18 protein-coding genes are annotated in these 20550 nt (G+C 50.3%); 9 read left to right on the forward strand and 9 right to left on the reverse strand.

Annotated features, from left to right (window positions below; translation table 11 throughout):
• Positions 1–276: 276 nt before the first annotated feature.
• Positions 277–822 (reverse strand): oligoribonuclease, encoded by a 546-nt coding sequence (gene orn / locus ACEN2G_RS13885; RefSeq protein WP_442022538.1) that lies wholly within the window; start codon positions 820–822, stop codon positions 277–279.
• 89 nt (positions 823–911) lie between these two features.
• On the opposite strand from orn, the gene rsgA reads away from it, so the two are divergent.
• The 4 genes from rsgA (at position 912) to ACEN2G_RS13905 (ending at position 7341) form a co-directional block, all read left to right on the forward strand.
• Positions 912–1949 (forward strand): small ribosomal subunit biogenesis GTPase RsgA, encoded by a 1038-nt coding sequence (gene rsgA, locus ACEN2G_RS13890; protein ID WP_442022540.1) that lies wholly within the window; start codon positions 912–914, stop codon positions 1947–1949.
• Positions 1950–2037: 88 nt separating this feature from the next.
• Complete coding sequence (gene asd, locus ACEN2G_RS13895) at positions 2038–2940, forward strand: archaetidylserine decarboxylase (RefSeq protein WP_442022542.1); 903 nt, start codon at positions 2038–2040, stop codon at positions 2938–2940.
• 63 nt (positions 2941–3003) lie between these two features.
• Positions 3004–6405, forward strand: a complete 3402-nt coding sequence (gene mscM, locus ACEN2G_RS13900) for a miniconductance mechanosensitive channel MscM (RefSeq protein ID WP_442022544.1) — start codon at positions 3004–3006, stop codon at positions 6403–6405.
• A 48-nt stretch (positions 6406–6453) separates the two neighbouring features.
• A complete protein-coding gene (locus ACEN2G_RS13905) occupies positions 6454–7341 on the forward strand; it encodes a LysR family transcriptional regulator (protein WP_442022546.1) in 888 nt (295 codons plus the stop codon).
• Positions 7342–7386: 45 nt separating this feature from the next.
• Here ACEN2G_RS13905 and epmA read toward each other — a convergent pair whose 3' ends face one another.
• Together epmA and ACEN2G_RS13915 are read right to left on the reverse strand one after the other, a co-directional pair.
• Entirely contained in the window at positions 7387–8358 is a 972-nt protein-coding gene (gene epmA / locus ACEN2G_RS13910; RefSeq protein ID WP_442022548.1) for an elongation factor P--(R)-beta-lysine ligase, read from the reverse strand.
• Positions 8359–8616: 258 nt separating this feature from the next.
• On the reverse strand, positions 8617–9084 hold the full coding sequence (locus ACEN2G_RS13915; protein ID WP_442022550.1) for a VOC family protein: 468 nt from the start codon (positions 9082–9084) through the stop codon (positions 8617–8619).
• A gap of 245 nt (positions 9085–9329) precedes the next feature.
• On the opposite strand from ACEN2G_RS13915, the gene ACEN2G_RS13920 reads away from it, so the two are divergent.
• A complete protein-coding gene (locus tag ACEN2G_RS13920) occupies positions 9330–10373 on the forward strand; it encodes a GMP reductase (RefSeq protein WP_442022552.1) in 1044 nt (347 codons plus the stop codon).
• Positions 10374–10483: 110 nt separating this feature from the next.
• On the opposite strand, the gene efp is transcribed toward ACEN2G_RS13920, so the two are convergent.
• Positions 10484–11050 carry an elongation factor P gene (efp, locus tag ACEN2G_RS13925; protein WP_442022554.1) on the reverse strand — a complete coding sequence of 189 codons (567 nt, stop codon included), beginning with the start codon at positions 11048–11050 and terminating at the stop codon, positions 10484–10486.
• Positions 11051–11083: 33 nt separating this feature from the next.
• On the opposite strand from efp, the gene epmB reads away from it, so the two are divergent.
• Both epmB and ACEN2G_RS13935 read left to right on the forward strand, forming a co-directional pair.
• A complete protein-coding gene (gene epmB / locus ACEN2G_RS13930; protein WP_442022556.1) occupies positions 11084–12118 on the forward strand; it encodes an EF-P beta-lysylation protein EpmB in 1035 nt (344 codons plus the stop codon).
• Between the two features lie 32 nt (positions 12119–12150).
• Entirely contained in the window at positions 12151–12465 is a 315-nt protein-coding gene (locus ACEN2G_RS13935) for a hypothetical protein (RefSeq protein WP_442022558.1), read from the forward strand.
• 301 nt (positions 12466–12766) lie between these two features.
• On the opposite strand, the gene ACEN2G_RS13940 is transcribed toward ACEN2G_RS13935, so the two are convergent.
• The 4 genes from ACEN2G_RS13940 to ACEN2G_RS13955 form a co-directional block, all read right to left on the reverse strand.
• Positions 12767–14731, reverse strand: coding sequence for an EAL domain-containing protein (locus ACEN2G_RS13940; RefSeq protein ID WP_442022559.1), 1965 nt, complete (start codon positions 14729–14731; stop codon positions 12767–12769).
• Positions 14728–15228 carry a molybdopterin-binding protein gene (locus ACEN2G_RS13945; RefSeq protein ID WP_442022561.1) on the reverse strand — a complete coding sequence of 167 codons (501 nt, stop codon included), beginning with the start codon at positions 15226–15228 and terminating at the stop codon, positions 14728–14730. The genes ACEN2G_RS13940 and ACEN2G_RS13945 overlap by 4 nt, the downstream gene beginning before the upstream one ends.
• A gap of 290 nt (positions 15229–15518) precedes the next feature.
• The gene (groL, locus tag ACEN2G_RS13950) at positions 15519–17159 is read right to left on the reverse strand and encodes a chaperonin GroEL (RefSeq protein WP_442022563.1); all 1641 of its coding nucleotides are present in this window, start codon (positions 17157–17159) and stop codon (positions 15519–15521) included.
• A gap of 45 nt (positions 17160–17204) precedes the next feature.
• Positions 17205–17495, reverse strand: coding sequence for a co-chaperone GroES (locus ACEN2G_RS13955; RefSeq protein WP_087037219.1), 291 nt, complete (start codon positions 17493–17495; stop codon positions 17205–17207).
• A 195-nt stretch (positions 17496–17690) separates the two neighbouring features.
• On the opposite strand from ACEN2G_RS13955, the gene ACEN2G_RS13960 reads away from it, so the two are divergent.
• Complete coding sequence (locus ACEN2G_RS13960) at positions 17691–19040, forward strand: MATE family efflux transporter (RefSeq protein WP_442022565.1); 1350 nt, start codon at positions 17691–17693, stop codon at positions 19038–19040.
• Between the two features lie 138 nt (positions 19041–19178).
• On the opposite strand, the gene ACEN2G_RS13965 is transcribed toward ACEN2G_RS13960, so the two are convergent.
• Positions 19179–19745, reverse strand: coding sequence for an FxsA family protein (locus ACEN2G_RS13965; protein ID WP_442022567.1), 567 nt, complete (start codon positions 19743–19745; stop codon positions 19179–19181).
• Positions 19746–19933: 188 nt separating this feature from the next.
• Here ACEN2G_RS13965 and ACEN2G_RS13970 point away from each other — a divergent pair, with 188 nt between their 5' ends.
• Positions 19934–20419 carry a protein-disulfide reductase DsbD domain-containing protein gene (locus tag ACEN2G_RS13970; protein ID WP_442022569.1) on the forward strand — a complete coding sequence of 162 codons (486 nt, stop codon included), beginning with the start codon at positions 19934–19936 and terminating at the stop codon, positions 20417–20419.
• Positions 20420–20550 lie beyond the last annotated feature (131 nt).

Genomic DNA, 20550 nt, shown 5'->3' on the forward strand with positions numbered 1-20550 from the left:
GGGAAACGAGATTCGAACTCGCGACCCCAACCTTGGCAAGGTTGTGCTCTACCACTGAGCTATTCCCGCTAAACTCTCTTTTACTTAATCTTTTTTACTTAAATCTGGCCTTACAGCCTGTAACCTGTGGTGTTAATAATTACCAGTGGCTACGGGATGCGAATTATACGAGCGGACTGATCGAATGCAAGCCCTTTTTTTGCCTTAGGTCACCGTTTGGTTACTTACTCGACAAATCCGCCCATCCTCGCTTAGATCTTGAGCTTTATGGTCAATTTAGATCTTAAAGACGGTCTTACGATAAAACTGCAGCTCGGCTATCGACTCACGAATGTCGTCCAAGGCCTGATGGCTGCCTTTTTTGGTGAATTTTTCTAACAATTCAGGCTGCCAACGGCGCACCAACTCTTTAATGGTGCTCACATCTATGCTGCGATAATGAAAAAAGGCTTCCAGCTCCGGCATATGGCGCACCAAGAAACGCCTGTCTTGACCTATGGTATTACCACACAGCGGCGAAGTTTGCTCTGGCACCCATTGGCGTAAAAACGCTAAGGTTTGTGCTATGGCTTCCCCTTCGCACACTTGACTGGCTTTGATGCGCGCCACTAGGCCGGAATTGGTGTGAGTGTTCACATTCCAGTCATCCATTTTTGCCAGCTCAACCTCATCTTGATAAATCGCCAACACCGGACCTTCGGCTAAGATGTTCAGCTCTTTATCGGTAATGATGGAGGCTATCTCAATTATCTTATGTTCATCCGGCTCAAGACCGGTCATTTCCAGATCGATCCAAACTAGATTTTCTGCATGTACGCTCATATTATCTCGCAAAGCTTAAGTGGCAATAAGGGCAAGTTGAAACTGAAAAGTGTATCATAGCGACTTATAAATACCGATTTAGGAATATCATGACCAAGAGAAAAAAGCTCAACCAAGGCCAGACGCGGCGGGTCAGTGATAATCACAACCGCCGCCTCAAGCGCAATGTCGCCGATACCATAGATGATAGCCAGCTGGGCCCACAACAAGATGGTTTAGTGATCAGCCGCTTTGGCCAGCACGCAGATATAGAAGACGGCGAGCAGCAAATTCATCGCTGCAACTTAAGGCGCACCATAGGCTCTATCGTCACCGGCGATAAAGTCGCTTGGCGCCCAGGCATAGACACCAGCCACGGCATTAGCGGCGTGGTGGAAGCCGTGCATCCGCGCAAAACCGTGCTCACCCGCCCCGATTTTTACGACGGCGTTAAGCCAGTAGCGGCCAATATCGACCAAATTGTGTTGGTTTCCTCCGTGTTGCCTGAGCTGAGCTGTCATGTAATTGACCGCTATTTAGTGGCGGCCGAAGATGTAGATATGCCGCCCATGATAGTGCTGAATAAGGTGGATTTATTAAGTCCACAAGAGCGAGCTCACGCAGAGCAACTGCTGCAACGCTACGTCGACATTGGCTATCAAGTGCTCTATGTCAGCTGTGATAGCGGCGAAGGGCTCGAAGAGCTAAAACAAGCATTCAATGACCGCACCAGTATTTTCGTCGGCCAGTCTGGTGTCGGTAAGTCATCACTGGTGAATGCGGTGATGCCAGAAGTAGAAGCCGTGACCGGTGCCGTGTCCGATAACTCAGGTCTTGGTCAGCACACCACCACCACAGCGCGCCTTTATCACTTTCCCTCGGGCGGTTCTTTAATTGACTCGCCGGGTATTCGTGAATTCTCACTTTGGCACTTGGCTCCAGAGCGGGTTGCTTGGTGTTTTCGCGAATTTCGTGATTATCTGGGCGGCTGTCGCTTTCGCGATTGCAAACACGGCACGGATCCCGGTTGCTTATTGCAAGCGGCCAAAGATAATGGCGAAATACATGCCGAGCGTTTAGAAAGCTATCACCGCATCATGGCAGCCATGGCCGATAAACCGACGCGTCATCATCCTAATTCTCTGTAATTCATTGACTCTGATAACCTGCTCCTCGGTCTGATGACAGATGGGGAGCTCTTTTTTGGAAGCACCTTTTTAGGAAGTACTAAGCACTATGACGGATCACTTGAAGATTTTACTGCAATATTTAATGCCCAAGCACTTAGTCTCTCGCTTGGTAGGTCGTTTAGCCGCTAAAGAAGGCGGCAAGCTAACGCAATGGCTGATCACCCGTTTTATTAGCCAATATCAGGTTAATATGAGCGAAGCACTGCATGAAGATCCGGCGCACTACGCCAGTTTTAATGACTTTTTTACTCGTGAGTTAAAAGCCGATGCCCGCCCTTTGGTAGAAGGTAAGCAAGTGTTGGCCATGCCGGTGGATGGGGCCATCAGTCAATTGGCGCCGATTCAACAAGGCCGCATCATTCAAGCCAAAGGCCATGATTACAGCGCCCGCACCCTGCTTGGTGGCGACAAAGACTTAGCAGCGCCCTTTATGGGCGGCGACTTTGCCACCATTTATTTGGCGCCCAAAGATTATCACCGTATTCATATGCCACTCGATGGCGTGCTGAAAACCATGATTTATGTGCCCGGCGAGTTATTTTCGGTCAATCCGCTGACCGCCTCTCGCGTACCCGAGCTGTTTGCTCGTAACGAGCGGGTAGTGTGCCTGTTTGATACCGCAGCCGGCCCCATGGCCTTAGTGTTAGTGGGCGCGACCATAGTGGCCAGTATCGAAACCGTGTGGGCCGGCACAGTCACGCCGCCAGCTGGCAAGCGCATTCAGCGTTGGGATTATGCGCCAGAAACAGCACCGCGTTTAGCCAAAGGCGACGAAATGGGTCGCTTTAAACTGGGCAGTACTGTGGTGTGTTTGTTTGCCCCTGAGCAAGTGAACTTAGCTGAGCACTTAGTCCCCGGCACTGTGACTGTGATGGGCACAGAATTTGGTACCCTTAAGTCTGCAGCATTAACTCAGCATGAGCTTACAAATAGCTCGGCACAGGTTTAATCTGTGCTACTGGCCGCATCCGTAAGGGTGCGGCCTACATTTTATTTTTAGTGAGAGCCCGCCGTGTTTGCGCCCATTTTAGTTGTATTGGCCTTATTATTTTCCGCCCCAATATTTGCCGACCAAAGCGTGGCCGATATCGAAGCCATGTTAGCGGCGGTGCCCGAAGGGGAGCAACCTGAGCTTAAAAAACTGCGGGATGACTATAATCAGGCACTGCAACTGGTGCGTGAAGGTGATCGCTATAAAGAACAAGCCAAGGGTTATCAGTCCTTTATGGACGGTTATCCTCTAGAGCTTAAAAAATTAGAGCAAAAACAAGCCAAACTTTCGCCCACAGATCTGGGCTACATAGCCGAGCTGGATGAAGAAGCAGCTCAGCAAGAATTAGTTGAAGCACAAGCGCAGCGCTTAGGCATCCGGCGCCAGCGCGAAGAGCTGACTAACGCCCTCAATCTACAAGAATTAAGTAACACCGGCCTGCACGACTTGCTCGATGATTTACGCCAACAACTGCGTGACACCCAACAATCCCTCGATAAACTGCAATTTGCCGACACCCGTGGTCGTCAAGAAACCGCGATCCGCACCCTAGTGATGGCGCGCGAGCAACATCTGCAGCACCGTATTCAGGCGCTGGAATTAGAAGAGTTATCATCCAGCAACAAAGACAACATTAACCGCATCAAATTAGATATTTTGCAACGTCAGTTACAAGACTTGGACGCCAAAATAGAAGCGCTGCAACTGCGGCAAAATGAGCTGCGCCGCGCCACTACTCAAGCGGCGATTGACGAAAGTGAACGCTTACTGGATGAGGTAGAAAGCGATGCCCAGTTGCTGATAGAGCAACAAACCATCAATCAGCGACTGTCGGCGCTATTAAGTGAAAAGAGCCGTGACGTCGAAGCACTGCAACTGGAATATCAAACCGTAGAGCGCGCGGCCTCTGATCTGGCTGACATGAAAGCCAACCTCAAAGAGCAGCTCGAATGGCTGCAGGTAAGCCGTGGCTTTGGCGAAAACTTACGTAATCGGCTCAGCGAGTTGCCCGCGCCTTATTCCTTAGGCCAGCTAGAGGCGCGTATCGTACAAAGCCGTGTCGATAAATACGGCTATCAAGAAACCCTCGACAACTTAAGAAACAATAATTATCGCACCGAGCTGCTGCTCAGTGATAAGGCCCAAGGCATTACCGATGTCCAACGACTGCAAGTGGATGAGCTGCTCGCCACCCAACAGCGCTTGTTGGAGCGCTTAGTGAGCGCCACCGATAGTCAAATTCATGAACAAACTCGCTTAAAAGTGGCGTACAGCCGACAAAACAGTCAGCTGCAAGAGATACGCGCCCTCACCGATGAGCGCTTATTCTGGCTACCGGACTTACGACCCATCGGCGCCCAATTTCCCGGCGCTATTATGGAAACCTTCGGCTGGTTATTCACGGCCTCAACTTGGACGGCTGTGCCCCAAACCTTAATGCAACAAAGTGGGGCCAGCTTGATCTTATATGGCCTAAGCTCACTGTTGGTTATCTATTTAGGTGTCTTAAGTCGGCGCAGCCTGCGTGCTTACTTAGAGCGCATCAGTACCCACATCGGCAACGTGACCCAAGACAGATACGATTACACTTTCAACACGCTACTGCTGAGCCTGCTCACCGCCATGCCGATCCCGGCGCTGTTATCTCTGCTCGGCAATGCTTTAAGCTCACCTTGGGCGCCACCTGTGGTGCTGGCCTTGGCTCATGCCTTAACGCAACTTATGCTGCCTGTTTTCATCCTGCTCTTTGCCCGTAACTTAATGATGAAAAATGGCTTATTGATTGCGCACTTTAATCTGCCAGAAGACAGGGTGCGCCGCATTTGGCGACAGTTTCAAAGTTTGATGTTGTCGTTATTGCCCGCGCTATTAATTTTTTATCTGGCGCGGGATTATCGAGACTTTTCGGTGTACGACACCCTAGGTCGAGTTAGCTTTATCGCCATCTGCTTGCTGACTAGCCTATTTTCTTGGCGCATGTTTCGTGAAGACTTGCCGTTGTTAGTCTCACAGCCTCGCCAAGAGCGCCTCACCTTAGTCAACCATTTCTTATGGGCGCTGTTAATTATTGCGCCGTTACTCGCCTTAGTGGCGGCCTTAATGGGCTATTTATTTACCGCCCACACCCTGTTGCGCCAGCTAGAAGTGTCTGTACTGGTGGGCATGGGGTTCTTAATTTTTTATTACTTAGTACGCCGTTGGATGCTGCTCCAGCGCCGCCGCCTGGCTTTCGATCGCGCCAAAACCAAACGCGCCGAGACTTTGGCACAACGTAAAGAAAAAGATGAAACATCAGACAGCCAGCTCACCCCGAGCCCAGAAGCAGAAGCCGCCGCCGTAGACGAAGTAGACTTAGATACCATAAGTGCTCAGTCACTGGGCTTACTGCGCTCCGCCCTTATGCTGGGCTTTATGCTCAGCTTAATGCTGCTCTGGTCTGAGATTAATACCGCTTTTAGTTTTCTCGACAGCATAGAGGTATGGGAGGTATCCAGCACCTTAGCTGGCGAAGACGCGCTAACGCCAATTTCGCTGAAAGACTTAGTGATCGCCTTGTTTGTGATAGTGCTAACTTGGGTCACGGCGCGCAACTTGCCAGGCCTAATGGAGCTCAGTGTATTACAGCATATCGACTTATCGCCGGGCACCGGTTTTGCCATCACCACCATTTCTAAATATGTGGTGCTATTAGTAGGCGCTTTCACCACCTTTGGCATGCTCGGCATCGATTGGTCGAAAACTCAGTGGCTGGTGGCCGCGCTCTCGGTGGGCTTAGGTTTTGGTTTACAGGAAATTTTTGCCAACTTCGTATCCGGCTTAATTATCTTATTTGAAAAACCGATCCGTATTGGCGATACCGTAACCATACGCGAGCTGACCGGCACTATTTCTAAAATTAAAACCCGTGCCACCACTATCGTCGACTGGGACAGACGAGAAATTATCGTGCCCAATAAGGCCTTTATTACCGAGCAGTTTGTTAACTGGTCATTATCCGATGCCATTACCCGAGTGCGACTGATGGTACGGGTGCGACTGGATGCGGATATCGAATTAGTGCAGCGCATTACCTATGAAGCCATAGCCGAGTGCAGCGGCATTTTAGAGTCACCGGTACCTGAGGTGTTTTTAGTGGAGCTGACCGACTCGGCCTTGGTCTACGAAGTGCGAGTGTACGTAGAAGACATGAGCCACCGTATGCCGATGACCAATGAATTGCATAATTTATTGCTAAAGCGTCTGCGCCAACACGACATTAAAATCCCCCATCAGCAGGTGGATATTCGCCTCTTGGGCAGTCAGCCAGCGGCCGCACTGTTGCAGGCCGGATTGTTGCTGCAAACTGAGATAAAGGACGCCACACCAGCTGAGCCAAAGGCGAAAGGTGTAGTGCAACCAGCCCCAAGTAAAGCCAGCGAATAGTGCGCGTTTATTAGGGCGCAGCCGTGATGCCCAGCTCAAGGAAAGCGAATGAACTTTACCCTAAAGCAACTGCGGCTGTTTGTGAGCGTGGCGGAAAATGGCAGCTTAAGTCGCGCCGCCGAATTACAAGCCATGACCCAGTCGGCGGCCACCATGTCACTGCAAGAGCTGGAGCGCCAGCTCAGTCATCCGTTATTTGATCGCGTAGGGCGGCGCCTAAAACTCAATGCTTGGGGTTTGTGGCTACTGCCCCGCGCGCAAAAGATGTTGGCCGACTGCTACCAGATTGAGCAAGGCTTTAATGGCCATAGCCCCATCGCCGGTCAATTACGCTTAGGTGCCAGTCGCACCATAGCCGATTACTGGATCCCACAGCTTATCGACGACAGCGCCGAGCGCTATCCCAGATTGGATATTCGGCTCAGCGTCAATAACACCCACAGTCTGTTACAGCAGCTGTACAGCGGTCAGTTAGAAATGGCGTTAATTGAAGCTCAGGTGCAAGAAAAATGGCTGAAATTAGAGCCTTGGTGCCAAGATGAGCTGGTGATAGTGTGCAGCGCCAAGCACCCTTTGTATCATGCCCGCACAGTGACACTTAGCCAGCTAGCCGAATGTGAATGGATATTGCGCGAACCCGGTTCTGGCACCCGTAATACCTTTGAGCAAGCCTTAAAAGGCCGCCTGCCGCCGCTGAATATTCGCCAAGAATATCCCCACCTGCCCACCATAAAACGCCTGTTGCAATCTCGCCCTTGGCTAAGCTGTATGTCACGCTTAACCGTGAGTGATGAATTAGCCAATGGTGATTTAGTCTCTTTGCCGGTCGCGGATTTATCCTTAACCCGCTTCTTTTATTTTGCCTGGCATAAAGACCGTGGCGACCACCCTTCCCGTCTCGCACTGATGGAGCTGGCTCAGCAGATGTTAAGTTAACCATCAGATTGAAGCCCCGTTAAGCGGAGCTTATGGCTACCACACTTACGCCCGTGTTACGGGGAAAGCGATCACTTGCTCGAGGCGCTCCGCACCCTGCGCCAACATCACCAAGCGATCCACGCCCAAGGCCACACCGGCGCACTGGGGCAAGCCGTGATTTAACGCCGCTAACAAATACTCATCAATGGGCCGCACGTTTAAGCCTCGCATTGCCCGCGCTTGATTATCCCGCTCGAAGCGTTGGCGCTGCTCATCGGCATCCGTCAGTTCATGAAAGCCGTTAGCCAGCTCTATGCCCTTAAAATACACCTCGAAGCGCTCTGCCACGCGCGAGTCTTGGGGATTAATCCGCGCCAAGGCCGCTTGGCTGGCAGGAAAGTCATATACAAAACACGGTACCTGTTGGCCAATGCGCGGCTCTACGCCTAAAGCAAACAGCAGCTGTAAAATCGTATCTCTATCGCTCTCTATTGCCAGCAAATCATCGGCGCCTAAGCCAAGGCCGGCGCTGCGCAGCTCATCTAATGAGGCGGTAAGAGGGCACACCTGTAAAGTGTCCATAAAAGCCTGTTGATAGGTCATTCGGGTGGGAGCGGCCACGGCCAATATCAGCTGCAGTAAGTCGGCCATTTCATCCATGAGTTGTAGATGGTCAAAGCCTGGACGATACCATTCCAGCATCGTAAATTCGGGGTTATGCAGCCGGCCGGCCTCTTCGTTACGATACGCCTTCGCCAACTGATAAATAGCGCCGTAGCCTGCGGCCAGTAAGCGCTTCATGTGAAATTCAGGCGAGGTTTGCAGATAAAGCGCCAAGCCGTCACCGTGACCTGGGCCCACGAAGCGAGTGGTAAAATTATGCAGGTGTACATCGGTCACGCCGGCGCTGGCCATGGTCGGGGTGTCGACTTCCAACACCTGACGCTCGGCAAAAAACTGGCGAATATGCGCTAATATTTGTGCTCTTTTTTGTAGAGCGGCCAAGGTAGCCGTGGGCGGCCAAGCAGCAGTCATGGAGCAATCCTAAATAACGGGATCTTACCCTTAACTCGCCTTTAATGGAAAGCCGATGCGCAGTGGAGAAACGAAAATTCGGCGTAAGCCTTTACGTCAAATAGCAAAGGAAAATACCCAGCCTTATACATCTCAGCATCAGACTCGCAGGGCGTGAGCCGGATATGTTTACCTCACGGCTCAACCTGTGCTTGTTCGGTGTTTTGCTGTGGCTAATAACTCAATGACTTACAAATCAGAACTTTACAAATCAGTGCTTTACAACTTGGCGCAATCCAGCGGGTTGTTCGAGGTGCTGTGCGACTGATTACTGGCTGAGTTGATACCTTTAAGCTCAACTTTATTGCCTTCAGGATCATAAACATACATAGATAACCCCTCACCTTGGGCGCCAAAACGTGGCTTGGCGGGCTCATGGATCACGCCATTTTTTCTTAAGTGGGCACCTAACGCCTCGGCGTCGAAAGCTGAAACCAATAAACAAAAATGATCCATATTGGCTTTGCATAGCTCAGGCGTCTGACCATCTGCGCCTAGCGGCCCTTGAATATCAATTAAATCAAGCAGATGGTTACCGATCCGTAACTGATACAAGCCTAAATCCACCACTTCGCGCTCCAACTTACAACCCAAGACTGTGCAATAAAAATCCAGCATCCGCAGGGGCTGCCTGACTCTTAACGCCAAGTGATCTAGCCCCAACACTTCAAACCTCGCCTTAGACATAATGTATTCCTCACCACCCACTCTGCACCTTCATGACGCAAATAGATTAAATAAACAGCAACCACCTACAATCATAGACGTTTACTGACTTTCATTACCGAGCTTTATCGTAACGGGCAATTTAATTCCTGATTATTCGGTCAAGAGTGTTGCAAAATATTTTCTGGGACCTAGAATGCTGAAAACCGGGGGCCTAAGAAACTCCCGGTTTTTTTGTGCCTGTCACTTTTTAAGGGAATATCCCAATGCGTATTGAAGAAGACTTGAAACTGGGCTTTAGCGATGTACTTTTTCGCCCTAAGCGCTCTACCCTTAACAGCCGTTCTCAAGTAGAGCTCAGCCGTGAGTTCGTGTTTAAGCATTCAGGTCGTCGCTGGTCGGGTGTGCCGCTTATTGCCGCGAATATGGACACGGTTGCCACCTTCGCCATGACCCGTGCACTGGCAAAACATGATATTCTTACCGCCGTTCACAAACATTATTCAGTCGCCGAGTGGCAGGCCTTTATTGAAGCCGAAACGAGTGAAACCTTGCAACACGTGATCGTCTCCAGCGGTATTTCCGACCATGACTTTGGTAAGTTGCAGCAGATTTTAGCGCTGTCTGATGAGCTGAATTTTATCTGTATCGACGTCGCCAACGGTTACAGCGAGCACTTCGCTTCTTTTGTTAACCGCGCGCGTAAAGAGTTTCCAAAGCACACTATTATTGCCGGTAACGTAGTAACCGGTGAAATGGTAGAAGAGCTGATTTTATCCGGTGCTGACATCGTTAAAGTGGGCATAGGCCCAGGCTCTGTGTGCACCACGCGCGTGAAAACCGGTGTCGGTTATCCGCAGCTGTCTGCCATTATTGAGTGTGCCGACGCGGCTCACGGTTTAGGTGGTCAGATTATCGGTGACGGCGGTTGTACCTGCCCCGGCGACGTATCCAAAGCCTTTGGTGGCGGTGCAGATTTTGTGATGTTAGGTGGCATGTTAGCCGCTCACGAAGAGTGCGGTGGCGAGCTGGTTGAGCGCGACGGTAAAACCTACATGAACTTCTATGGCATGAGCTCATCAAGCGCCATGGACAAGCACTCAGGTGGTGTGGCCAAGTATCGCGCCGCAGAAGGTAAAACCGTGCAGCTGGCTTATCGCGGCCCTGTCGAAGACACCATTCAAGACATCTTGGGCGGCGTACGCTCCACTTGTACTTATGTGGGGGCAGCGCGCTTAAAAGAGCTGACCAAGCGCACTACCTTTATCCGTGTACGTGAGCAAGAAAACAACGTTTACGGAAAAGAGTAAGGCGTTAGGAGTGAGGTGGGAGGCTGATGTTGCTCTTCACCCTTTACGCCTCACTCTTCACGCAAAAAAACGGCGCCTCGCAGGCGCCGTTTTTATTGGTAAGCGAAAGCTTACTTTACGCGTGAGACATATTCGCCTGAGCGGGTGTCTATTTTTAACACTTCGCCAATTTGAATAAACAGCGGTACACGTACTACGGCGCCAGTTACTAAGGTCGCAGGCTTGCCACCGGTACCGGCAGTGTCGCCTTTGAGACCTGGGTCGGTTTCAGCCACTTCTAGCTCAACGAAGTTAGGCGCCGTTACCGAGATAGTGCCGCCATTCCATAAGGTCAGGGTGCACACATCTTGTTCTTTCAGCCACAGCTTGGTGTCACCTACCGCTTTAGCATCGGCAGCCAACTGCTCAAAGGTGGTGTTATCCATAAAGTGGTAAAACTCACCATCGTTATACAGATACGCCATTTCCATATCGACTACGTCGGCCGCATCATAGGTGTCGCCAGACTTAAAGGTCTTCTCCAGCTGCTTGCCATTAAGCAGGCGACGCAGCTTAACGCGGTTAAATGCTTGACCTTTACCTGGCTTAACAAATTCGTTTTCGATGATAGCGCAAGGCTCACCGTCCAACATAATTTTTAGGCCAGCGCGGAAATCATTGGTATTATAAGAGGCCATGTTACCCTCGTGAGTTTGACAGAGTTGCAGAAAATGCCGGCAATCATACCCCTAAAACAGGGAAGTTTACATATTAACTGGCAAAAAGAACTGGCCCAGGCGTTTACTTCTCCCGAGCAGTTATTAGCGCATTTAGCGATAGATCCCGCGCCTTGGCAAGCGGGTTTTGCTGCACGGCGCTTATTTGTGATGCGCGTGCCACGCCCGTTTGCCGATAAAATGGTCAAAGGCGATGCAAACGATCCCTTATTACGCCAAGTATTACCGCTTAGCGATGAATTTAATGAGGTAGCCGGTTTTGTTAAAGACCCTTTAGATGAACACGACAGCGCCCTGCCCGGCTTGCTGCACAAGTATCGCTCGCGGGTATTACTCGTGGTGCGCGGCGGTTGTGCCATTAATTGTCGCTACTGTTTTCGCCGCCACTTTCCCTATGCCGAGAACAGCCCTGATCAAGCAGGCTGGCAAGCAGCACTGGCCTACATAGCCGCACACCCAGAAATTAACGAAGTGATTTTATCTGGTGGTGACCCATTAATGGCCAAAGACGAGCATTTAGCTCGTCTCTTTAATGACTTAGCGGCCATTCCTCACCTTAAACGCCTGCGCATTCACACGCGCCTGCCGGTGGTGATTCCGGCTCGCCTTACCGATGAATTGCGCGAGCTTTTAAGTCACAACCGCCTGCAAGCTGTGCTGGTACTGCACATTAACCACGCCAATGAGTTAGATGATGACTTAAGCCTACGACTCAATAGCTGGCGTCAAGCCGACATCACCTTACTTAATCAAAGCGTGCTACTGGCCGGTGTCAATGATAACGCCCAAACTCTGTGCGATTTATCGGAGCGGCTCTTTAGCGCCGGTATCTTGCCCTATTATTTACATCAGTTAGATAAGGTAACGGGTGCGGCACACTTTGCGGTGGACGATAATAAAGCCAAGGCGCTGATGGCCGAACTGTTGGCCGAATTACCGGGCTTTTTAGTGCCAAAGTTAGTGCGTGAAATTGGCGGAGAAGCCAATAAAACACCGATTGATTTAGGCTTAGAGCCAGACTTTAGTTAAATACCATTACTTAATCAGACAAAGAGGTTCCCATGCACGACGCCGTCACTACTAAGTTAAATGACACCCTCAAAGAGCTGTATCACATGGCGATTGATGCGGATAAGAAGTTGGCTGAGTTGCGTACTAAGGGCCAGGCCAAGTTTAGTGCCGTATTGCGTGAAGACAGCCAGTTTATTACCCATACCGACCATTTTATGCCCTACGTGGCCGAATTGGCGGAAGAATTAGAAATACTGGTTACCGTCAGTGAGCAAGAGTATCAAGCGCTGCTCTCGCGCATGGTGCATAAAATTCAGTTACTGGCCGAAACCCTGCAGCAATTTATGCGCCTGCCAAAAGCTTGAGCCGGACACAAGGCGGTACGCCATACGCTATCCGTTAACGAAAAACCGGACCGAATAAATTGGCCCCTACCTCAAATGAGGCGTTGCGTGGTAAGTAAGGTCCTCAAGCCCGTCGGCAATGTTAAATTTTTAATGGTGTTTAATTAAACATTCACCATTACGCGAAGCATGAATACAAGAGCAAAACGTGATCCTGACGTGCGTCAGCAAGACGACTTCAAGATCAACATTGAGCGGAACAAAATACGGTGTGTCTTAACGTACGGTATAAGGCCTGAATCTTTCACTGACAGCTGAAAGCTTACCGCTGCTGGCTTGTTAAGAGCCATTCCCCTACTTCGGTCACGGCCAATACACCCCCTACGGCGTCACCTTGCACTAACAAGGTGGCATGCTGCTCCTCTGCGCCCTGTCTTTCTAATGACAGCTTTTCTAATACCGCCAACTCGCTGGCATGGTCGACACCACAACACACTAAGGGCTGCGCCAACACCTTGGCTATGTCTAATAAGGTAGCGATCTGGCGCCGCGATTGCTCATGGTGTTCAATGCCGGTACAAAAGGTAGCATCCAGCTTCAGCCAATCAAGCGGTAATAGTGACAAAGGCCCCAATGCAGCGCCGCCACTGCCAAACTCAGTGAGCATAATGCGAATACCCACGGCGCGAATACGCTGCAAGATGGCTGTTGCCGCTTGCATGTCGTGGGCGACAGTATGCTCATTTATCTCTAATACTAAACTAGAGGCGGGTAACGAAAAGCCCTGTAACTCCGTCATCAAGGTGACTTCTATACCGGGTCGAAATAAGGTCGCGGGTAGCGTTAGGCTAACAAATAAGGGCGCTGATGAATGGCGCTGCCACACGCTTATCTGACTGCAAATTGCCCGCAGGCTCCAGATCAAGACACTTTCAGAGCACTGATACAGCTCAGTCATGCGCTCTAACTCGGCCGGCGCTATCATGCCAAATTGTGGGTGATGCCAGCTGGTTAATACCTGTAAACCTAGGCACTGCGGAGCGGGCCAAGCTAACAACGGCTGTAATTGCAACGTCAAATTATTGCTGTGAAGAGCTGAAGACAAGTCTTTGGCGAGTTGTTGGCGACGCGACATTTCTTTTAGTAACGACGCATCAAAAAATACATAGGGTTGTTGTTGCTGTTTGCATAGCTCCAAGGCAAGCTCGCCACGCGCTTGCAGATCCACCAAATTATCCGCATCGAAAGGGTACAAAACCACCCCTATAAGCGGTTCCATATAAAAATCATAGCCATCGATAGTCACCTTCTCACTCAAGGCTTGCGTGAATCTCGATATTTGTGCACGAATATCCGCCAATTCAACCACGCCCTTGCCTAAAATCACTAACCCGCCTTGGCCGGGTTGGGCAAGATATTCATGCGCTAATAAACTACCTTGCAGCCGATCACAGCAGGCTTGCAACAGCTTATCTACCACTTTAAAACCGAAACGCTGATAATGGCTACTTAAGTTTTTAAGCTCTAACAGGCTAAGACTAAAAGGCTGGTCTTGTTCAATCAGCGTGCTGATCTGGCGCTGCAAGGCAAAACGGTTTGGCAGGCCAGTGAGTGGGTCTTGTTGTTGTAAGCTCCAGTAACGACGCAACTCACGAAATAGCAGTAACAACAACAGCAACAGCGCGATAAAAAATCCCGTTATTTGCTGATAAAGCTGTTTACCTAGTTGACGATAGGCTTGGTCATATTCTGCATAAAAACGCACGTTATCATGCATTAATGCACTAACTGTACGGGCTAATGGCTCTATATAGGGGCTGATGGCGGTCAAAATAACTAAATAGTTATCGGAGTCAGGCTGTAGGCCTTCTACTATGGGTTCTAGCTCGTGGATGCGGGTATCAATTTGGCGGATCAGTAGCCATAGTTCTTGACGCTCGCTTAGGGTGGCTTGATACTGATTGCTCAGCAGCACAGGTGTTCTACTCCACAGAATATCGTAGCGCAGCATAACGTCATCTTGGCTGATGGCGTCCGCATGGCGTAAGCGCACCGCGTCCAAAAAGCGGATCATTTCCAACTGCAATTGCATCAGTGACCACGGCACTTCATAGGTACGCTGCTCGAGCAAAGAGCTGTGATCACGGATCTTGCTCAGTGTTTGACTGGCACCAAGGCCAAAATAGAGCATCACCAACAGCAAACTACCGCCCAAGATAAATTTAATGGCGGAGACCCGACCATACTGGCCGTCGAGACGAGGGTACGAGGCAAAGATGCGTTTCATTCGGGCTCCGAATAGACCCTTATTGTCCTAAGCTGCCACACCATATAGTGTAAGAAATTCGCTTGTTGCATCTTAGGCGCTTGATCATAGGGTAACATCAGCCATAAGGGGCCTTTATTGCGCCGGCTCATTAACTTCTCATTCTCTTGCCACGCCAAAATAGGAGAGAAGTCGCTGATTTTTGACCACTCCAACGCCATGCTAAAGCCATTAAGCCCCTCTAGATTCAGGCTGTTGATCTGTCTATTGGCGAACAGCAGTTTGAGTAACGCCGTCAAGTCAACACCCTTATAGTGTTGTGCTTGGGCGCTCCAAGGGTGAGCCGTGATGATTTGTGCTTGAGGCAGCGCTTGTAATTCGCTTAAGGTAAAGTCGAGTCTTTGGTATTCGCCCTCATCCAATTCTATCGCGCCGTATACGCTCAATATCACAGGATCAGAGCCGGCCTGCGCAAATCCCGCTAACCACAACAGTAGTATTCCAGCAAGTAACTTCATGCGCGATCCTTAACTCTACTCGCCCAACGGGCTTCACAGAAATTTGCCCTTAAAGCGACAGGATGTTTCAACGACAAATTCCACCTCATACGGCAACCTCTGTCATAGGCCGTAACTATAGCATTTTACTCTGCACGGCTAAATATGATTGGAATAGGTATTTATATTACTCATTAATCTTAATGGCAGACGTGATGCTTGTCTTCGACTTATAAAAAAACCGGGCGCTAGGCCCGGTTTTTATAGTGAGATAGCCAGTCTAAGACTCAGCTACATGATGTAATAAAAAATTACATCATGCCCCCCATACCGCCCATGCCGCCCATATCTGGCATGCCGCCAGCATCAGACTTAGTAGGACGGTCGGTCACCATGGCTTCGGTGGTGATCATCAAACCCGCAACTGAGGCGGCGAACTGCAGAGCAGAACGTGTCACCTTAGTTGGATCCAAGATGCCCATGTCCAGCATGTCGCCGTAAGTACCGTTACCTGCGTTATAACCGAAGTTACCTGCACCGTCTTTTACTTTAGAAACCACAACCGAGGCTTCTTCACCGGCGTTGGTTACAATTTGGCGCAGTGGCGATTCCATGGCGCGAAGCGCAACCTTGATACCCACGTTCTGGTCTTCATTGTCACCTTTCAGATCAAGCAACTTGCTCGCAGCGCGTACTAAGGCCACACCGCCGCCCGGTACTACGCCTTCTTCTACTGCAGCGCGAGTTGCATGCAGCGCATCGTCGACGCGGGTTTTCTTTTCTTTCATTTCCATTTCGGTCGCAGCACCGACTTTGATTACCGCTACACCGCCGGCCAATTTGGCAACGCGCTCTTGCAGTTTCTCTTTGTCGTAATCTGAAGACGAGTCTTCAATTTGCTGGCGAATTTGCGCCACACGACCTTCAATGGTGGTCACTTCACCCGCGCCATCGATAATGGTGGTGTTGTCTTTGCTGATCACGATGCGCTTGGCACGACCTAAGTCTTCCAGCGTCGCTTTTTCCAGATCCAGCCCCACTTCTTCAGAGATGACGGTACCACCGGTCAGAATAGCGATGTCTTGCAACATGGCTTTACGACGGTCGCCAAAGCCAGGTGCTTTAACACCCACTACTTTCACGATGCCGCGCATGTTATTCACGACCAGAGTAGCCAGCGCTTCACCTTCGATATCTTCAGCAATCAGCAACAGCGGCTTAGATTGCTTAGCTACGCCTTCCAGTACCGGCAGCAGTTCGCGAATGTTCGACACTTTCTTATCAACCAGCAGAATGAAGACATCGTCTAATTCAACTGTGCCTGTTTCTTGCTTGTTGATGAAATACGGAGACAAGTAACCGCGGTCAAACTGCATGCCTTCTACTACATCCAGCTCGTCTTGCAGGCCTTGGCCTTCTTCAACGGTGATCACGCCATCTGTGCCCACTTTTTCCATGGCTTCGGCGATCAAGGCACCCACGGTGTCGTCGGCGTTGGCAGAAATAGTACCAACTTGAGCAATGGCTTTGGTGTCTTTACAAGGTACAGACATGGCCTTTAGCTCTTCAACCGCGTGACGTACCGCTTTGTCGATACCGCGCTTGAGATCCATCGGATTCATACCGGCGGCCACGGCTTTTAAGCCTTCGTTCACGATAGACTGGGCTAATACGGTGGCGGTAGTGGTACCGTCACCGGCTTCGTCGTTCGCCTTAGACGCCACTTCTTTAACCATCTGCGCGCCCATGTTTTCGAACTTGTCTTCCAGCTCGATTTCTTTGGCTACAGATACGCCGTCTTTGGTGATCACGGGGGCACCGAAAGAGCGATCCAATACTACGTTGCGACCTTTAGGACCCAGCGTAACTTTAACGGCATCAGCCAAAATGTTTACACCCGCCAGCATTTTTACGCGGGCGTCATTACCAAATTTTACGTCTTTAGCAGCCATTCTTTATCTTCCTTAGCGTGTAAATTAAAGTGTGGAAATTGATGCTTACTCAACGATCGCGAGAATGTCATTTTCAGAGAGGATCAGCACTTCTTGGCCGTCCAGCTTTTCGGTTTTTACGCCGTAGCCTTCGTTGAAAATAACCTGATCACCCACTTTAACAGACATGGCTTTCACTTCACCGCTGTCCAGTACGCGGCCGTTACCTACTGCCAGCACTTCGCCGCGGGTAGATTTCTCGGCAGCAGACCCAGTCAACACTATGCCTCCGGCAGATTTTGACTCGGCTTCGGTACGTTTAATAATAACGCGATCATGTAATGGACGAATTTTCATCAATAACTCTCCTGATGAGTGGTGTAACTCAGTGACATATACGGCCGGCGGCCGCAAACTATAAGACTGCTTTACTATATGGGAGCGATTTCTTTTGCTTCAAGGGTAAGGCCATAAAATTTTTCATCCGCGCCGCGCCATATTAGACTCAATTTTGCTCTTTTTTGGCGGCGCTATCATCCCAAGAGATAGTTTGTGTCCTCACCAAATTTATTGCTCACCGCCCCCATTGGCCGTCAGCTGACCAAGATGGCCGGCCCCATGGCGCTGGGGATTATGGCCATTCAAGCTTTTAATCTGGTCGATATCTTCTTTATCGGGTTATTGGGTACAGATGCGCTAGCCGCCATTAGCTTTACTTTTCCGGTCACCTTTGTGGTGCTTTCTCTGGCCATGGGCCTAGGTGCCGGCTTGTCAGCCTGCATGGGCCAAGCCTTGGGCCGTGGCAATCATCAGCAAGCCGCCTTGTTTACCAGCCATAGCTTGTTGTTAACGCTGGGTTTAATTTGCCTGATCTCTGTGCTGGGCGCGCTGACCATAAACCCGCTATTTCGGCTATTAGGCGCCACAGAGGCGCTGCTGTTACTGCTGCACGACTATATGTGGATTTGGTATATGACGGTGCCGCTGCTGGTGTTGCCCATGGTAGCCAACTCGGCCATTCGTGCCACCGGCGACACCCGCACCCCGAGCCTGGTGATGATAGTGGCGGGCTTTGTAAATGGTATCTTGGATCCGCTGCTGATCTTTGGTTTAGGCCCGTTTCCCGAATTAGGCATTAAAGGTGCGGCCATTGCCTCAGCCTGCTCTTGGTTGATGGCCTGCAGCGTGGGCTTATGGTTATTGTGGCGACGCGAGCGATTATTAATGTGGCCCTTGCAGCAAGCGCATCGCATTTTGGCGCATTGGCGCCAGCTGTTGCACGTGGCCTTGCCAGCCTGTTTTACCAACTTACTGAACCCCTTAAGTACCGCCGTATTAATGATGATCTTGGCCGGCTTAGGCACCGAAGTGGTGGCAGCCTATGGCGCCGCTTCGCGCATTGAAGCCATGTTACTGATTGGCATTATGGCGCTCGGTTCTGTGCTCGCGCCCTTTATTTCACAAAATACCGGTGCCGGTTTACATCAACGTAGCCGCCGCGCGCTATTGCAGTCGATGCGCTTCGCCTTGTTATTTCAGCTGATCTTATTTGGCTTGCTGTGGCTAAGCGCACCTTGGCTGGCTCAGCGCTTTACTGACAATAGCGATGTCAGTGCGCACCTGACGTTTTATTTACGCTTAGTGCCGCTGGGCTACGGCTTACAAGGCTGCTTTATGCTGTTAGCCTCGGCCTTAAATGGCCTTAGGGTATCGAGTATTTCGTTTGGCCTAAACAGCTTACGGCTATTTGGACTCTTGTTACCCTTGGCATGGCTGGGTAATCTGTGGCGCGGCGAACAAGGGGTGTTTATCGGTATTCTAGTGGCCAATATCTTGGCCGGTCTTATCGCCGGTGGCTTCGCTTGGTGGCGTTTTCCGTGGAAGATTAAAACACCGAATTGACTAAATAAGCGGTGAGGGGTAAGGGGTGAAGTGTAAAGAGTGAGTGAAAAATAAAAAGTGAGGAGCAGAACAAAAAAACGCGACCAGCCTGCAGATGCAATGACACATCCCCCCTTTCGCCTCCCTCCTCATGTATTATTACTTGTCGTCTTTACGCTCAAAGTCACCTTCGAAGGTGGTGCCTTGTTTATCCTCACTCTGGTTATCGCCACCATGGTTATCGCCACCATGGTTATCGCCACCCTGCGTATCTGGCTGGTTTGATTCTGAAAACGGATCGAGTCGTGGCTGCTGTTCGCTACCATCGGTACGATAGAACTCCCCGCTAAAGGTATGCCCCTGTTGGCTGCTCTGCATTTTGACCTTGCTCAGCAAACGCGCCACTATCGCTTCGCGCACCGGCGGCAATAACAGTAGTAAACCCAGAATATCTGACACAAAACCCGGCAAGACTAACAAGGCGCCACTGAGGGCGAGCAGCGTACCACTGAGCATTTCACGGGCCGGTGGCTCACCGAGCTGCATTTTGCGCTGAGCTTCCAACAAGGTTGTTAGCCCTTGCACCCGCACTAAGCTCAAACCCACAATGGCACTAAGCAAAATTAACGCTATGGTGCTCCAGGCGCCAATGGCCGAACCCACTTCGATAAAGACGAATATTTCTAGCAGCGTTGCTGCCACGAACAATAGAAAAATCTTACCCACTTAAATCCTCGTCTTGCACCTCAAGGGCGCTTATTTGGGGTTAAAACATGATAATGGGGACAATGGCCGCCATTTTCAAATACGCTTTCACCAAACTGCGGCTTTTCGCATCACTCAAGCCGATGCTTTTAGCGATAGAGCACGATATAGTGCCATTCTTAGTCGGTGAAAGATGAGGTTAGCTGCCCATGTCTGCATTTATACCCAATAAAAAAAATTACAATCTCATGTTTTTGCTAAATTTATTAACCTTAGCCTGTCTACCAAACCTAGCCCATGCGGGCCTATTCAATTGGTTTAACGCCAGCGATAATGTCACCAGCAACCAAAATGAATTTTTAACCCCAGAGCAGGCTTTTGTGTTGAGCTCCAGCCAAACCGCTGACTCACTTACGCTCAGCTTCGACATAGCACCGGGCTATTATCTCTATCGTCATCAGCTCACGGTGACGCCCGAGCGGGCCAGATTAGGTGATTGGCAATTGCCCCAAGGCCAGCCTCATAACGATGCCTACTTTGGCGAAAGCCAAGTTTATACGCAGTCTTTTACCTTAAACTTGCCCTTGCTAGACGTGCAGGATCAGGCACAAGTCAAAGTGCAGTACCAAGGTTGCACCACGGATCTGTGCTACGCGCCGCAAACGGTGCAGATCCCGATAAAAGGTGAAGGGTGAAGAGTGAAGAGTGAAGAGTGAAGAGTGAAGAGTGAAGAGTGAAGAGTGAAGAGTGAAGTGTGGAATGGCCCGACTAAAGTAGACACCAGTTTAAGCAGCATTAAGTTGCTGCGCATATGCGTTGGGGGTTA

Origin of the sequence: Oceanisphaera sp. W20_SRM_FM3 (assembly GCF_052119705.1) — a bacterium.
In the GTDB taxonomy this organism is placed as follows: domain Bacteria; phylum Pseudomonadota; class Gammaproteobacteria; order Enterobacterales; family Aeromonadaceae; genus Oceanimonas.